The organism is Billgrantia antri, assembly GCF_019430905.1.
GTDB classification, from domain to species: domain Bacteria; phylum Pseudomonadota; class Gammaproteobacteria; order Pseudomonadales; family Halomonadaceae; genus Halomonas; species Halomonas antri.
On the sequence record NZ_JAHYCA010000006.1, the window covers coordinates 50,314 to 66,674 of the forward strand.

Annotated in this window: 12 protein-coding genes; all 12 read left to right on the forward strand. The window is 67.3% G+C overall.

Annotation, left to right across the window (positions count from 1 at the left end; genetic code table 11):
• The first annotated feature begins 1 nt into the window (after position 1).
• The 12 genes from tagH to KPL81_RS15670 all read left to right on the forward strand — a co-directional run bounded on the left by tagH (position 2) and on the right by KPL81_RS15670 (position 16,333).
• Positions 2–1,384: a type VI secretion system-associated FHA domain protein TagH gene (tagH, locus tag KPL81_RS15615; protein WP_219792976.1), complete on the forward strand. Its 1,383-nt coding sequence runs from the start codon at positions 2–4 to the stop codon at positions 1,382–1,384.
• Between the two features lie 71 nt (positions 1,385–1,455).
• A complete protein-coding gene (gene tssJ / locus KPL81_RS15620) occupies positions 1,456–1,977 on the forward strand; it encodes a type VI secretion system lipoprotein TssJ (protein ID WP_422674140.1) in 522 nt (173 codons plus the stop codon).
• Positions 1,977–3,311: a type VI secretion system baseplate subunit TssK gene (gene tssK / locus KPL81_RS15625; protein ID WP_219792978.1), complete on the forward strand. Its 1,335-nt coding sequence runs from the start codon at positions 1,977–1,979 to the stop codon at positions 3,309–3,311. The genes tssJ and tssK overlap by 1 nt, the downstream gene beginning before the upstream one ends.
• A 3-nt stretch (positions 3,312–3,314) precedes the next feature.
• Complete coding sequence (icmH, locus tag KPL81_RS15630; protein WP_219792979.1) at positions 3,315–4,157, forward strand: type IVB secretion system protein IcmH/DotU; 843 nt, start codon at positions 3,315–3,317, stop codon at positions 4,155–4,157.
• Between the two features lie 8 nt (positions 4,158–4,165).
• Complete coding sequence (gene tssH / locus KPL81_RS15635) at positions 4,166–6,928, forward strand: type VI secretion system ATPase TssH (protein ID WP_219792980.1); 2,763 nt, start codon at positions 4,166–4,168, stop codon at positions 6,926–6,928.
• 3 nt (positions 6,929–6,931) lie between these two features.
• Positions 6,932–8,533: a sigma-54 interaction domain-containing protein gene (locus tag KPL81_RS15640; protein ID WP_219792981.1), complete on the forward strand. Its 1,602-nt coding sequence runs from the start codon at positions 6,932–6,934 to the stop codon at positions 8,531–8,533.
• A complete protein-coding gene (gene vasI, locus KPL81_RS15645; RefSeq protein ID WP_209475279.1) occupies positions 8,530–9,183 on the forward strand; it encodes a type VI secretion system-associated protein VasI in 654 nt (217 codons plus the stop codon). Before KPL81_RS15640 ends, vasI begins: the two co-directional genes overlap by 4 nt.
• Positions 9,184–9,191: 8 nt before the next feature.
• Positions 9,192–10,622, forward strand: coding sequence for a type VI secretion system protein TssA (tssA, locus tag KPL81_RS15650; RefSeq protein WP_219792982.1), 1,431 nt, complete (start codon positions 9,192–9,194; stop codon positions 10,620–10,622).
• Between the two features lie 76 nt (positions 10,623–10,698).
• Positions 10,699–14,364: a type VI secretion system membrane subunit TssM gene (gene tssM, locus KPL81_RS15655; protein ID WP_219792983.1), complete on the forward strand. Its 3,666-nt coding sequence runs from the start codon at positions 10,699–10,701 to the stop codon at positions 14,362–14,364.
• Positions 14,348–14,926 carry a GNAT family N-acetyltransferase gene (locus tag KPL81_RS15660; protein WP_219792984.1) on the forward strand — a complete coding sequence of 193 codons (579 nt, stop codon included), beginning with the start codon at positions 14,348–14,350 and terminating at the stop codon, positions 14,924–14,926. Before tssM ends, KPL81_RS15660 begins: the two co-directional genes overlap by 17 nt.
• Before the next feature lie 37 nt (positions 14,927–14,963).
• Positions 14,964–15,869: a type VI secretion system PAAR protein gene (locus tag KPL81_RS15665; RefSeq protein ID WP_219792985.1), complete on the forward strand. Its 906-nt coding sequence runs from the start codon at positions 14,964–14,966 to the stop codon at positions 15,867–15,869.
• A complete protein-coding gene (locus KPL81_RS15670) occupies positions 15,863–16,333 on the forward strand; it encodes a hypothetical protein (RefSeq protein WP_219792986.1) in 471 nt (156 codons plus the stop codon). The genes KPL81_RS15665 and KPL81_RS15670 overlap by 7 nt, the downstream gene beginning before the upstream one ends.
• The last annotated feature ends 28 nt before the right edge of the window (positions 16,334–16,361 follow it).

Genomic DNA, 16,361 nt, shown 5'->3' on the forward strand with positions numbered 1-16,361 from the left:
AATGTCCTACCTCACCCGGCCCCGAGTCACCGCCAGCGCCGTTACCTTGGTAGTGCTCAACAGTGAACGCCTGGAAGGGCGCTCCACCAGCAGCCACGTCTTTCCGGCCAGCGGCGGCACCTTGGGGAGCGCCGGCAGCGACGACTGGCTGCTGCAGGATCATGCCGGGCTCGTTCGCCCCGCACATGCCGAGATCCGCCTGCTCGATGGACAGTTCTGCCTGATCGATCGCAGCGGCCAGACCCTCATCAACCACGCCACGCTGCCGCTCGGCCGCGACCGGCGGGTCGCCCTGCGCGACGGTGACGAGCTGGGCATCGGCGAGTATCGCGTGCGCGTGCATCTCGGCGACCGTCAGGCCGGGCTGCCCGGCGCCCAGCCGCTTACCGCCTTGATCGACGAAGAGCAGGAGGCGCTGGCAGGCCAGGGAGTGGTGCCCTATCGCGCCATGCCGGCAGCGACGCCACCGCCGCGCCGTGACGACCCGCTCGAGGCGCTGGGGGAGGCCACGCCGGGTGCCAGCCAGCGCGATCCACTCACGGCGCTGGCTCACGAGGGTGAGACGGCACGCGACGAGGGAACGCTGCTCGAGGCTCTGGAGGAGACGGGCTGGAGCGAAGCCATATCACATCAACCGCAGGGACGTCGCGAGGCGGCGCCGACGACGAATCGACGAGACGAGGACGAGACACAGATGAACCGGGAAATGGACGAAGGGTTGTTGAACGATCTGGAGCGCTCGGTCGGTGAGCAGCTCGAGGAGCGCTGGCAGGATGCCGTGCCCGCAAGCACGAGGCCTGACGGCACCGATCCGCTGCTGCGCGCCCTGGGTGCCGAGCTGCGCTTCGCCGATAGTGAGCAACAGCTCAACTTCGTCGCCGAAGCCGGCCAGACCCTGCGCGCCGCCATCGAAGGCCTGCAGGCGCTGCACCGCGCCCAGGACGACAGCCGTTACCCGCTGCGTGACCGTCGTCTGCAGCCGATCGAGGACAACCCGCTGCGCCTGGGCCAGCCCTACCGCGAAACGGTGGAAACAATGTTCTCCGCGCGCCGCAGCCCGGTACACCTCTCGGCGCCGGCCGCCGTGGCCGAATGCCTGGCCCACCAGGGCCAGCATCAGGCGGCGGTGGAGGAGGCCATCGGCGAGGCGCTGCAGGCGATTCTCGACGCCTTTGCTCCCGATGCGCTGCTCAAGCGCTTCCATGCCTACCGCGGCGCGGGCAACCGACTGGAGGACGAAGACAGCTGGGCCTGGGAGATGTATCGCCACTACTACCAGGAGCTCAATTCCGGTCGTCAGCAAGGTTTCGCCAAGCTGTTCTGGGAGGTGTTCGAACAGGCCTACGACCAGTCGGTACGTCGTCAGCAGCGCGAAGCCAAGTGAGCACAATAATACGAGGCAAAAGAAACATGAGCACAAGACATTTGCGCACCGAGTTGGCCTCGAGACGCTGCATGCTGTGGGTGGCGGTGACGCTGCTGACACTGGCTCTCAGCGGCTGTGCCTCGACTCGTGAGGCCGCCGGCAAGGCCTGGCAGGTAATGCGCGACCCCTCGATTCCGGTGGGCTATCCGGAGGATCGGCCGACTACGGTCGACCTAGCCATGCTGGCCGAGCCCGACGTCAATCCCAACATCGAGGGCGACGGCACGCCGCTGCGCTTCCAGATCCTGCAGCTCAAGGACGATTCGATGCTGATGGCGGCCGATCACGCTCAACTGCTCGACGACCTCGAAGGCGCTCTCGGCACCAACTATCTGGACCATGACGACTTCACCCTGCTGCCGGGGCAGTGGAAGTTCTACGAGCCGTTCGAGATCGACGAGGAGACCCGCTATATCGGCCTGATCGCCTTCTACAGCGACCCCGATAAGACGCAATGGAAGAAAGTGGTCAAAGTCACGGCGCACAGCGAGGACTACCACCTGCTGGTGCATCTGCGTGCCGACGAAGCCGAGCTGAGGAAGGAAGACTGATGGCCAGCCGCAACCGAGTGGTCTGGAGTGAAGGGCTGTTCATCAAGCCGCAGCACTTCCAGCAGCAGCAGCGCAGCCTGGAGGGGCTGCTCGAGGCGCGTCTGCGTGGCGTCAGCCATGCGCTGTACGGCTTTCAGACGCTGGAACTCAACGCCGAATACCTCAGCTTCGGCCGCATCGCCCTCAGCCGCGCCAGCGGCGTGATGCCTGACGGCACGGCCTTTCAACTGCCCGACGACGACATCGAGCCGCAGCCGCTGGAGATCGATGATGCCGCCATCACCAACCAGCTCGTCTATTTGTGCCTGCCGTTGGCCACCGATGCGGTGGGCGAGGTGCGCTGGCCTGATGACGACCTGCCGACACGCTACCGCCTGGCGCAGCGCAGTGTGCGTGACCTGCACTCGCGCGATGGCGACACCGCCATGCTCGAGGTCGCCCGGGTCGCGCCACGGCTGCTGCTCGAGCGCGACGACCGCAGCGCCTACGCCTGCCTGGCGGTGGCGCGCATCCACGAGCGGCGGCCCGACGGCAGCCTGGTGCTCGACGAGCAGTTCATTCCCACGCTGCTCAACGTCCAGGCGGCACCCGTGCTGCAGCGCTTCGTCGGCGAGATGGCCGGGTTGATGCGCGAGCGTGCGCGCAACATCGCCCATCGCCTCGCCTCGCCGCACCAGGCCGGCGTGGCCGATGTCTCCGACTTCATGTTGCTGCAGCTGCTCAATCGCGCCCAGCCACGCTTCCAGCACCTGGCGCGCCTGGGTCACCTGCATCCTGAGCGGCTGTTCGCCACCATGCTCGAGACCGCCAGCGAGCTGGTCACCTTCACCGACGAGTCGCGGCTGCCGCCGGAGTATCCGGCCTACGACCACGACCACCCCGAGCGCGCCTTTCGCCAGCTGATGCAGAGCCTGCGCCAGGCGCTCTCCACAGTGCTCGAACCGCGGGCGTTGGCGATCCAGCTGCAGTCGCGGCGCTATGGCCTGCTGGTGGCGCCGCTGGCCGACCCGGCCCTGCTCGACAGCGCCGACTTCATCCTCGCGGTGCGTGCAGACATGCCTCACGAGCGGCTGCGCAAGCTGTTCCTGCAGCAGACCAAGGTGGCCAGCGTCGAGCGCATCCGCGATCTCATCAGCCTGCAGCTGCCCGGCGTGCCGCTGGAGCCGCTGCCGGTGGCCCCGCGCGAACTGCCCTACCACGCCGGTTACAGCTACTTTCGCCTCGATCGGCAGAGCCAGGCCTGGAGCATGCTCGACGGCGCCAGCGGCTTCGCCTTCCACGTGGCGGGGGAGTTTCCCGGGCTTGAAATGCAGTTCTGGGCGATCAGGAGCTAAGCCATGCAAGAACTTGCCACGCAATACGAATCGAACCCCGGGATGGTGGCGCGTCCTGCCCCCGGCCGCCATGAGGATCGTATCGATGAACGCGGGCTCGAGCAGCTGATCCACAGCCACGCCGAGCAGCTCGATGCCGACGAGGACTACTGGTTCCGCCTGCGCGGTTACAACCTCAATCCGCTGGTCGACGCCGCCAGCTCACTGCTGGGCATGGTGGTGCGGGTGCGCCAGCTCGACGGCATGAGCGACATCGACCGACTCTACCGCCAGGTGGTCGACGAGATCTCGGCGATCGAGGTAGAGCTCACCGAGCAGGGCTACGACCGCCCCACGCTGCTGGCCTTCCGCTACGTGCTCTGCTCGTTCATCGACGAGGCGGTGATGGGCACACCCTGGGGCCAGCAGAGCAGTTGGGCCGAGCATTCGCTGCTCACGCGTTTCCACAACGAGACCTGGGGTGGCGAGAAGGTCTTCTCGATTCTCTCGCGGCTACAACAGGAGCCGCAGCGCTACCGCGACATGCTGGCCTTCATCTACCTCTGCCTGTGCCTCGGCTTCGAGGGGCGCTACCGGGTCATGGAGGACGGGCGCGAGGAGTACGAGCACATCGTGCGCACCCTAGGCGACCAACTGGCAGCGCTCGGCGACACCCCGGAGGACAGCCTGACCCGGCCGCTCGACAACGTCATGCCGGGCCGGCGTCATCGTGGACGCGGCCTGCCGGTGTGGACGGTGTTCGCATTGTTCGCCGTCGCCATGGCCGCTACCTACCTCGGCTTCGCCTGGACGCTCGACGAGCAGGCGGCTCAGGTCGGCACCCTTCTCGACCAGATTTACCGTTAGGAGATCCCATGCTCAGGGTAGAGCTTCCCGCGCTGATCGGCCGCCTCAATGCCGTTTCCCGTCAAGGCCTGGAACAGGCCGCGGTGCTGTGCGCCGAGCAGCAGGCGCCCGAGGTCACCGTCGGCCACCTGCTGCAGGCGCTGATCGATCAGCCGTTGTGCGACCTGCGCTGCCTGCTCGAAGGGCAGGGCGTCGATCTCCATGAGCTGCGTGCCCGCCTGGCCGAAGAGACCCGGCCGCCGCGTGATCTGGCCGTGACCACGCCGAGCTTCTCGCCGCTACTGGTCGAGCTGCTGCAGGACGCCTGGCTGCTGGCCACCACCGAGTTCGCCTACGACAGCCTGCGCAGCGGCCTGATCTTCACTGCCCTGCTGCACAATACCGGGCGCTACCTGGGGCCGAGGAGCGCCGCACTGCTGGCCGAGATCAACCGCGAGGGGCTGCGCCGCGGCTTCGAGCGGCTGGCCGCCGATTCCGCCGAGGCGCCACGCGCCGAGCCCAACGAGGGCGGACGACGCCAGGCCCAGGCCACTCAGGGCGACAGCGCCCTGGCGCGCTTCGCCACCTCGCTCACCGAGCAGGCCCGACGCGGCGAGCTCGACCCGGTGCTGTGCCGCGACCCCGAGATCGACCAGATGCTCGATATCCTCGGGCGACGGCGCAAGAACAACCCCATCGTCATCGGCGACGCCGGGGTGGGCAAGAGTGCCGTGGTGGAGGGCCTCGCTGCGCGCATCATCGAGGGCCGCGTGCCGGCCGCGCTGGCCGATGTCGAGCTGATGAGCCTCGACCTCGGCGCGTTGCAGGCCGGGGCCGCAGTGAAGGGCGAGTTCGAGAAGCGCCTCAAGGCGGTGATCGAGGAGGTCAAGTCGGCGCCCCGGCCGATCCTGCTGTTCATCGACGAGGCTCACACCCTGATCGGTGCCGGCAACCAGGAGGGCGGCGGCGATGCCGCCAACCTGCTCAAGCCGGCCCTGGCCCGCGGCGAGCTGCGTACCATCGCCGCCACCACCTGGCGCGAGTACAAGAAGTACTTCGAGAAGGACCCGGCGCTGTCGCGGCGCTTTCAGCCGGTGTCTCTGGCCGAGCCCAGCGTCGACCAGGCGCTGGTGATCCTGCGCGGCCTGCGCGACACCTACGAGCGCGCCCACGGCGTGCTGGTCGGCGACAGCGGGCTGCGTGCCGCCGCCGAACTCTCGGCGCGCTACCTGGCCGGGCGCCAGCTACCCGACAAGGCGATCGACGTGCTCGATACTGCCTGCGCGCGGCTCTCCCAGGCGCTGGATACGCCGCCGCGCCGCCTCAGCCACCTCAAGAGCGAGCATATCGCCGCCCAGCGCGAGCGCGAGCAGCTCGACCGCGAGCGCCTGCTGGGACGCAGCCCCGACGCCACCCGCGAGGCCGAGCTCGACACGCGCCTGGCGCGGCTGGAAGAAGAGGTCGAACGGCTCGAGACGGCCTGGGCCGACCAGCGCGAGTGCGTCGATGCCATCATCGCCCTGCATCGCCAACTGCTCGAAGCGGGTAATGTCGATGCCGAGGCTGAGCCTGGGGCTGGTGCGGCCGATGTGGCCATCGAAGGAGTGACGGCAGCGGATGCCGCCGCGAGCCTTGAAGAAGGCCTTGAAGCAGGTGTTGACGAGAGCCCTGGAGACGGCGCCGACGAGGCTGCCGATGAGATCGCCGTCGCAGCCGAGGAAGATCCGCACGAAGCCCTGGCCCGCCATGAGGCGCGCCTGGCCGAACTTCAGCAGGAGTTCGCACTGGTCAACGCCAGCGTCGAGGAGGCGCAGATCGCCCAGGTCATCGGCGACTGGACCGGGGTGCCGGTGGAGCGCATGACCAGCGATGAGCTGAGCCGGCTCACCGAGCTGCCCGAGCACCTCGGCAAGCTGGTGCAGGGCCAGGACGTGGCCATCGAGCGTGTGCACCGCCACCTGCTCACCGCCCGTGCCGACCTGCGCCGCCCCGGCCGTCCGCTGGGCGCCTTCCTGCTGGTCGGCCCCAGCGGCGTGGGCAAGACCGAGACCGTGGTGCAGATCGCCGAGCGGCTCTATGGCGGGCGTCAGTTCCTCACCACCATCAACATGTCCGAGTACCAGGAGAAGCACACGGTGTCGCGGCTGATCGGTTCGCCGCCGGGCTACGTGGGCTTCGGCGAGGGCGGGCTGCTGACCGAGGCGATTCGCCAGCGTCCCTACTCGGTGGTGCTGCTCGACGAGGTCGAGAAGGCCCATCCGGACGTGCTCAACCTGTTCTACCAGGCCTTCGACAAGGGCGAGCTGGCCGACGGTGAAGGGCGCTTGATCGACTGCAAGAACGTGGTGTTCTTCCTCACCTCCAACCTGGGCTTTGAAGCCATCGTCGCCCATGCCGACGACCCCGCGGCACTGGACGACGCGCTCTACCCGGTGCTGGCCGGCTTCTTCAAGCCGGCGCTGCTGGCGCGCATGGAGGTGGTGCCCTACTTCCCGCTGGGCGCCGACACCCTGCGCGATATCGTGGCGGCCAAGCTCGATACCCTGGCCGAGCGCATCCGCACGCGTCATCGCCAGGCCGAGGTGGTGCTCGACGAGGCGCTGCGCGACGCTATCTGCGCCCGTGCCACCCGCAGCGAGAACGGCGCGCGCATGCTCGAGTCGGTGATCGATGGCGAGCTGCTGCCGCCGGTGTCGCGGGCGCTGCTCGATCGCCTGGCACGGCGTGAGCCGGTGACCCGGGTGGCGCTGGGCGTCGATGCGGCGGGTGCCTTTACCGCGGAGGTGATGTAGGCGATGACGGCGAAGGCGATCGACATGCGCTGGTGCGAAGGCGGTGTGGCGGCGGGGCCTGGCCTCGACGGCATGGCGCGCGCGCTGGCGCTGGTCGAGAGCGCCTCGCCCGCCGAGCTGCGTACCTGTGCCGGCAGCATTCTCCAGGCCGGCCACGGCCTGGCCTGGGTCGGCTGCCTGTATCTGGATGGCAGCGGCCGCTGGCTGGGTAGTGACGGCGACGACGTGCGCTTCGACTGCGACGACTTCCGCCACCCCTATGCCCACGCCATTCGCCAGGGCAAGCCGCTGCGCCTGGGCTTGCTGGAGGCGCGCTCGCGGCTCGACCATCCGGGCTTTCAGGCGCAGATGGCCGAGCTGCCCGGCAGCCTGCAGTTGGTCGTGCATCCATTGCGTGCCCTCGACGGCAAGCGCGAATGGCTGGGGGCGCTGGTCTTGGCGGGCGAGACACCGGCCCTGGATCGGCTCGAGGCCGATCCTGAGTTCACCGCCTTCGAAGCCTTGCTGTGCCGGCTTTGGGCGGGGCTGACCCGGCACCAGGGCGAGCGCCAGCGCGAAGCGCACCTGCGTCGCTCGCTGGCCCAGCTCAACGACGGCGCCCGGCGCCAGACGCTGGCTGAGCGGCTGGCCGGCGACCTGTTGGGCGGCTCCACGGCGATGCAGGCGCTGCGGCGCCAGGTGGTGCGTGCGGCGGAGACCAACTTGGCGGTGCTGCTGCAGGGCGAGACCGGTACCGGCAAGGACCGGGTGGCGCGCGCCATTCATCGCCTTTCGACCCGCTGCGAGGGGCCTTTCATGGCGATCAATTGTGCCGCCATCCCCGAGTCGCTGCTCGAGTCGGAGCTGTTCGGCCACGCCAAGGGCGCCTTTTCCGGCGCCGATCGGGCGCGTGAGGGCCTGATCGGACAGGCCGACGGCGGCACCCTGTTCCTCGACGAGATCGGCGACATGCCGCTGCCGCTGCAGGCCAAGCTGCTGCGCGTGCTGGAGAACGGCCGCTATCGGCCATTGGGATCGAGCGAAGAGCGGCGCGCCGATCTGCGCCTGGTGGCGGCGACCCACCAGCCGCTGCGCGAGCGGATTCGACACCAGCGCTTTCGTGCCGATCTCTACTACCGGCTGGGGCAGTTCCCGCTGACCCTGCCACCGCTGCGCGAGCGCAGCGAAGACATTGCCGAGCTGGCCGAGGCCTTCGTCGCCGATTTCTGTTCCCGCGAGGGGCGCGAGGAAGTGGGCATCACCCCGGCCGCGCTGCGCCTGCTGCGCGAGCGGGATTACCCGGGCAACGTGCGCGAGCTGAGAAACCTGATCGACTACGCCTGCGCCATGACGCGCCCGGGCGAGGACGTCGCCCCCGCTGCCTTCGCCGGCCTGGGCGTCACCGAGCCGGACCGTGGCGCTGACGCCGCGCCGACAGCACCGCTCAATGGGCGAGCCGGCGACATTCAGGACCTCCGGCGCGCCTTGCGCGACTACGAGGCGGAGCTGATTCGCCAGCGTCTGCTGCTGTTCGACGGCAACCGCGCCCTGGCGGCCGAGAGCCTCGGCCTACCCAAGCGCACCCTGGCACACAAGTGCCGTCAGTTGGAACTGGATGCCAAATGAGTTCGATCCCGATCTTTCGTCCGACGCCATGGCTGGTGCTGGCCGCGAGCCTGGCCCTGAACCCCTCCGTTCAGGCCGACACCGCCGCCGAGACGCTGCTGCAGGCGCATGAGTGCGCTGAGCTCGCATCGCGCCTGGAACGGCTGGGCTGCTACGACGCCCTGTTCCTGCCCCGCGACGAGCCGACGACGAGCGAAGACCCGCGCCCCGCGCTGTGGTACGCCATCAATGCCCAGGAGGCCGAGCGCAACGGCGACGACATGGGCTTGCTGGTGCGTGAGCGCAGCGATGGCGTGCTGATCAGCGTGCCGGCACTGGGCAGCTTGCCGCCCCGGCCGCAACTGGTCATCGCTTGCGAGAAGTCGATCACTCGTTTTCAGCTCCACCTGCCCCAGGCGCTGGATACCGCCCGGGTACGCGTGAGACTGCGCGCCGGCGGGCGTGAACTGGAGCAGGCCTGGCAGGCCCGCGACGGTGGCTTCGTGGTCAGTGGCGGCAGAGGGCTGCCGGCCATCGCCACGCTGCAGCAGTTGCTGGATGCCGACGAGCTGACCTTTGCCAGCGACCGGGCTGCTCTCGATGGTCTGCGCTTCGAGATCGCCGGGCTGCGTCAGGCGATAGAACCGCTGCGCAACGCCTGTCGCTGGTGAGGTTGAGCATGCGCATCGTCAACGAGACACAGCTGACCGAACTGCTCGCCGCGCTCCCCCCGGAGGGCGTCGGGCGACCCGTCGACGACAGCGGCGATTATGCCTGGCTCGACGAAGAGATGATGAAGATCGGCTCGCTGCAACACGGCGGGGTCGACTGGGAGGGCGCCGAGACGCGCGCGGTGCGACTGCTGAGTACCACGGGCAAGGATCTCAAGGTACTCGGCCACCTGCTGCACTGCCTGCAGCGCGGTGGCGACGGCGTGCGCTTCGCCTTGTCGCTGCGCCTGCTGGCGGGCAGCCTCGAACAGTGGTGGGAAGCCGCCTACCCCTATGGCGGTGTTCAGGGCGAACGGCTGCGGCCGCGGCTTTTCCGGCAGTTCACCCAGCGCGCCCTGGCCTTGGCCGAGACACTCGATTTCGACAATGCCGCCGATGAGCACCAGGCCTGCGATGCCGCCCTCGAGGCGCTGCTGGAGGCGGCCCAAGCACGCCAACTGCCGGACGAGGCGCTGGTGGATCTGCAGCGCCAGCTGCGTCAGGCCCGCCCCAGCCAGGCTGCGGCAAGTACCGCGCCCGCGTCGCGCGGCGAGACGGTGGAGAGCGCATCGCCGGTCAGTAAGGCACCGCCGACGGCCAAGCTGCCCGAGATGCGCCTGGAGGCCGGCAATGAGCGCGGCAATCGCCAGGCGTTGCTGAAGATGGCCGATTTTCTCTGCGAGCAGAGCCCCGGCGACCCGCTCGGTTATCGCCTCCGACGCCATGCCATCTGGCACGCCATTCAGGTGCTACCGGCCACCCGCGACGGCGTACGCTCCGAGCTGTCCCCGCCCGCCGCCGACCGGGTGGCGGAGTATCGCGAGGCGCTCTCGCGCGGTGCCGACATGGCGCTGTGGAAACGCATCGAGAACAGCCTGGCGGTGAGCCCCTACTGGCTGGAGGGGCACCGTCTCAGTGCCGGCGCCGCCGAGCGGCTCGGTCACCCGCGCTGCGCCGCCGCCATTCGCGATGAAGCGAGCCGGTTCGTCGAGCGCCTGCCCGGTATCGAGGCGTTGACCTTCAACGACGGTAGCGCCTTCGTCGACGACGATACCCGTCAATGGCTGCAGGCCGCGCCGGCCGGCGCCGCGGCAGGTGGCCAGGCGGGCGGCGGCGACCCCTGGCAGGAGGGTCTGGACGAGGCCCGCGAAAGGCTGGCCGCGGAGGGGCTCGAGGCGGCCCTGGCGGGCCTCGATCGCGGCCTGGCTCAGGCCCGGTCGCCGCGCGAAACCGCCTACTGGCGGCTGGCCAGCGCCGATCTGCTTCACGATGCCGGGCTGGCGGCACTGGCCGGTCAGCAGTATCGCGCGGTGCAGGCATCGCTGGCGGGCCTGGACCTCGAACGCTGGGAGCCGGCACTGCTCGAGCGCCTCGGCAGCGTGGGGGACAAGAGCGCATGAAGACGATCCGAACGCGACATAACCGACACCGCAGCGTGTCCGACAACGTTATCAACAGGGACGAGGGCCAAGCCTCATGTGGAAAAGTGTGAAGTCCGGTCTGAGTCGCTGGGTACCCGGCGTCTCATGGGCCGAAAGCAACGCCAACCTGGCCAAGGCGCACGGCAACAAGGCCCAGGGCCTCGGCAAGCAGGCGAGCAAGCTCACCGTCGTGCTCTGGTGGCTGCTGCTGGCTGCCCTGGTAGCCGCCATCTGGTGGCTGGGGCCGATGTGGCAGGTACGTGACAGTTACCCGCTGGCGCCCTGGCTCAACCGCCTGCTCGCCACCCTGGCGCTGGCCACCCTGGCTGCCGTGGTATGGGGCGTCCGCCTGGCTCGCCGGCTGCGCGAAGTGAACGACGAGCGGCGTCAGAACGAACAACGGCAGCTCGATCCCACGCTGGGCCAGGTGGAGCAGCAGGAAGCGACGCTGAACGCCACGCTGCACGAGCTGCTCGATAATCTCGGTGCCGTCCCCGGCGCTCGCTACAAGCTGCCCTGGTACCTGGTGATGGGCGTGGAGAATGCGGGCAAGACCAGCCTGATCAACCGCTCCGGCCAGAATTTCTCGCTGACCCATGTGATGAAGGCCTCGGGCCAGGGCAAGAAGGGCAACCAGTTCGGCTTCGACTGGTGGATCGGCGACAAGGCGGTGCTGATCGACCCGGACGGTGAGCTGCTGACCCAAGGCGCGTTGGAAGGCGGCGAGCCCCAGGAACTTCAGAGCCGGCTATGGGATCACTTCGTCGGCTGGTTGGAGCGCAACCGCGCCCAGCGTCCGCTCGACGGCGTGGTGCTGGTGCTCGACCTGGCGCGGCTCAGCGATGCCCGAGTGGCGGTGCGCAAGGCCTATGCCTCGCTGCTGCGCGCCCGTCTGCGCGAGTTGATGGAGCGCCACGGGGCGCGCCTGCCGGTCTACGTCACCTTCAGCAAGATGGACCTGCTGCACGGCTTCGACGACTTCTTCCGTCACTACTCCCGGGCCGCCCGGCGCGCACCGCTCGGCTTCACCTTCAGTGCCGAGAGCCTGGAGCGCGTCGACCAGTGGGTCGACGAGTTCGCCAACGCCTACGACGCCATGCTCGAGCGGCTCAACCGCAGCCTGCCCACGCTGCTGGCCGAGTGTCGTGACCGCGAGGAGCGCGAGTCGGTGTTCCGCTTCGTGCGCCAGCTTGCCGGTCTGCGCGACGTGCTGCATGGCTTTCTGCACGAGGCGCTCTCCAGCGACCGCTACTCCACCGCAGCCATGGTGCGCGGTACCTACTTCACCTCGGTCTACCAGCAGGGCGTGCCGGAGGATCCCTTCGTCGACGCCGCGGCACGCCGCTACGGCATGGCCGATTCCACCCAGCCGGCTCATCGTGCCGCGCGCAGTGCGCTCTACTTCACCGAGGAGCTGTTCGACAAGGTGATCTACCCCGAGGCGGGGCTGGCGGGAGACAACGCCCGTGCTGCCCGGCGTCGGCGTCGGCTGCGCCGCACCAGCGCCTTCGCCTGCCTGCTCGCTGGGCTGGGGCTGGTGGGCGGCTGGAGCCACTTCTACCAGAAGAACACCCAGGCCTTGGCGGCGGTGGAGGATAAGACCCGGGACTTCCTCGCTGCCCAGCCCGATGAACTGCGTAGCGACGACCCTACCGGCTATGCATTGCTTGAGCCCCTCGATCGCCTGCGGGCCGCCACTTTCGAGTTCGGCGACTACCGCGAGCACCTGCCGTGGCTGGCCGACATGGGGCTCTACCAGGGGCATGCGGTGGGGCGTGAGGTGGAAGACGCCTACCTGGCGATGCTGAGCTATCACTTTCTGCCCTCGCTGATGATCGGCATCATGGATGACATGAATCGCGCCGAGGCCGGCAGCAACGACAAGCTGGCGCTGCTGCGCATTCTGCGCATGATGTCCGACGCCAGTGGGCGCCAGCCCGAGCGGGTCCAGGCGTTCATGGAGCGGCGCTGGCAGCGCGACTTCCCGCAGCGTGGCCGGGTGCAGGAGCGCCTGCTGGGGCATCTCGCCTATGCCATGGCCCACACCGACCTCGAGGGTCAGGTGACGGCCGGCGACCGACATGCCGAGCAGGCCATGGCGGCACTGCGCGGCAGCCTTCAGGCCGCCCAGCAGGAGCTGGCACGCCAGCCGATGGACGAGCGAGTCTATGCCACGCTCAAGGCCACCAGCGGCCGCCGCAGCGGGGCAGCCCTCGACCTCTATCAAGGCGTCGGCCCCTCCTTCAACGCCGTGTTCATGGCGCGTGACGACGAGCTGGAGCGTTTGCGCCTGCCCACCCTGCTGACTCGTGATGGCTTCGAGGGCTTCTTCCTCAAGGAGATCGAGCAGGCCACCGAGCTGGCGCTGATCGACCTCTGGGTGCTGGGACAGCGTGACGACATCGCCTTCAGCGCTGCCGACGAGCGCCAGCTGCGTGACGCTCTGCACGAGCGCTATGTCAGCGACTATCACGTGACCTGGCGTCAGGTGCTCGACGACCTCTACCTGGTGCCGCTACCCGACATCGACCAGGCGGTGGTAGTGGCCGACACCCTGCTCGGTGCCAGCCGGCCGCTTGACCGCCTGCTCGGTGAAGTCGCCCACCATACCCGGCTCTATCCCGAGCTGCCGGAGGACGACGAGATCGCTCGCCAGGCGCTGGAGCGCTCACCGCGCTACCGCCTGGCCGGCGAGATCGAGCGTAACTTCCGCGACCTCAACGGGCTGCTCGATGCGCGTGGCGACAACCCTGCCGACATCGCCGAGATCAAGGTCGCCATCGGCGAGCTGCGCGACTACCTGCGCGAAGTGCAGGGTGCCAGCGACCCGGGCCGTGCAGCATTCGTCAATGCCCGCGACCGCCTGGCGCTGAGCGGCGGCGACCCCATTCACAACCTCAAGCGTATCGCCGAGCATACCCCGGCGCCGGTGGATCGCATGCTCGAGAGTCTGGCAGACCAGAGCTGGCAGCTGCTGATGGCCAGCGCCATTCGCCATCTCGAGCATCAGTGGCTCGATGAAGTGGTGGGGCCCTACCAGGAGCGCCTGGCGGGTCGCTATCCGCTGGTCCCCGGAGCCTCGCGTGAGGTGGCGCTGGCTGACTTCGAAGCCTTCTTCGCCGCCGACGGTACGCTGGATCGCTTCTACCAGGACAACCTGCGCCCCTTCATCGAGGAGGCGCCCGAATATCTGGTCGATGCCGAGGGCAGCCCGTTGCTGCGCGACAGCGTGTTCACTGCCTTCCAGCGCGCCGAGCAGATCCGCCAAGCCTACTTCGGCCGTGACGGCGTGCTCGACGTCGAGTTCGCCCTGGAACCGGTGAGTCTCAGCCCCGACAAGCGCCGCAGTGTGATCAACATCGACGGTCAGATCATCGACTACGCCCACAGTGCCAGTTCGCGGGTCTCGATGATTTGGCCCAACGCCCTGCGCGGCGGTAACGAGAGCAGCATCATCCTGGTGCCGAGCCAGGTCAATCGCTCGCCGCGCAGTCTCAGCCGCGACGGCGCCTGGGCCTGGTTCCGCCTGCTCGACGAAGCCGAGATCACCAGTGCCAGCGAGCGCGATCTGGAGCTGCGTTTCCAGGTCGATGGTGGTTCGGCGCGCTATCGCCTCTATGCCACCGGGTCGCGTAACCCCTTCACCCGCCCGCTGGTCGCCGGCTTCCAACTGCCCACCGCGCTGTATGCCGAAGGAGGTCTCGATGTTGGCAGCCTTTAAGCGCCTGCTAGGTGTTGAACGCCGGAAGGAGGCGACACCTGCCGCCGTGGTGGAGGAAACCAAAGGCTTGGAAGCGGCCGTGATGGAGGACATCGACGCCTTTCTCGAGGCCGCTCGGCGCGCCGATGCCAAGGGCCACTCGCCCTGGGTACTACGTGACGAAACTCGCCTAGCCACCCTGCGCCGGGCGCTGGAATTCACCGTTCAGCACGGACAGTGGCTGCAGCATGACGGCAGCAGCATCGCCCGCTGGCAGGGTCAGCTGCTCAAGCTGCGCCATGGTGACGGCCCCACGCTCGGCATGCTGCTGGCGTGCCGGCCGGATGACGAGGCGGCCTGGCAACTGCGCTTCTTCTTCATCGAGCCCGAATGGCAGGGCAGCGGTCACGGCGCCCGGCTGTTGCGCGCCGCGCGGCGCAGCCTGAACGGCGTACCGCTCCATGTCCGCTTGCCGCTTGCCTGCCAGGCTGCCGTGCGCAGCCTGGAGGAAGCCGGTTTCCAACGCATGCACGTCAACGCCTTCGAGGTGGCCAGCTTCGAGGCGCCCGCAGAGTGGGACTAGGCCGCCCGGCCGGCTCGCATAGACAGGAGAACGATAGATGGGACGCAAATTCGTACTCGTGGGTGACATCGGTACCGACCACGACGGTTTCCCGCCGACGCCGGTCACCGCCGGCAGCCCGACGGTGCTGATCGATGGCAAGCCGGCGGCGCGCCTGGGCGATCCCCTGGCGCCGCACAGCAAGCCCGATAGCCCACCGCATCCGCGCGCCATCGCCGAAGGCTCGGGCACCATCCTGATCGACGGCAAGCCGGCAGCACTCACCGGCCATGCGGTGAGCTGCGGTGGGGTGGTGATCGGTTCTGCCAGTTCCGTAGGAGGAGAGTCAGGAGGAGGTGCATTTGTTGCAGCTGTTGCGGCAATGGCCTCTACAGCCTCACCGACTTCTGCTTTTGCGGCCACTGATCCAGCACTTGATTCCGCCGGGGCCGGTAGAGGACAGGCAACGAACCTCACCATGAGCGAAGCCGGAAAGCAGTGGCTGATGGAGGTCGAAAAGCTTCGTTTGATGCCCTATGACGATCAGACAGGGCGCGAGATAACGGATTGGGTGGAAGGTGCCACGATTGGTTACGGTCATCTTATTTCCGAGGCTGAGTGGCCGTTATATCGACAAGGAATCGATAGCGATCAGGCTGAGCAGCTCTTCGAAGGAGACTTGGCACCATTCGTCGAAGCAGTGAATGAAAGCGTTGAGGTTCCGCTGGCTCAACATCAATTCGATGCTGCTGTCATGCTGGCGTATAACATCGGTGTGAGAGGGTTCGAATCGTCATCCGCCGTCAAGTTGATAAACGACCCGGAGGCGAGTACTCCTTACCCTACCCTAGAGGAAGCTTGGAAAGCTTGGAATAAATCTCAGCGCGTGGTTAATCGAGGTTTGATAAATCGCCGTGCTGCAGAGTGGGGTGTGTATTCAAGGGGAGTGTATGAAACATGGTGAATCGACTTGTGTTGTTTTTTTTAGGTTTTTTGCTTTTTATGCCGGCTTCTGCATTAGCTGCCTGTGACTGCTCCAACGTACGAGAAGTATTCGGCGAATATACTACGGTTGAAGTCACCCGATTTCGGGGTGGACTAACGCCACGTGAAGAAGCCATGGATCGAGTCGATAAAAAAATTCTTGTATCAGAAGATCTGTTTTTCCTTTGGGATGGGGTTCGATATGAATCCCCTTCTTATGAGATGGTTTGTCATCCTGTCACTCAGGACGAGGGAGAGGTTACGCCGCCCTCGGAAAGGAGAGGGGATTTCTATGGTTTTGGTATGGATAGAGACGTTATCAACGTTATCTATGTCAACTCATTGAGCGAAGAGGGGCCGCGCTATCACTTCGAGGTGGTGGGTGACGAGCTATGGTTCTTTTACGATGGGTGGTTTTACCGAATGAAACGAGTCTCGAGTTAAGAGTTGTCCAATTGGCTGGCTTGAGCCG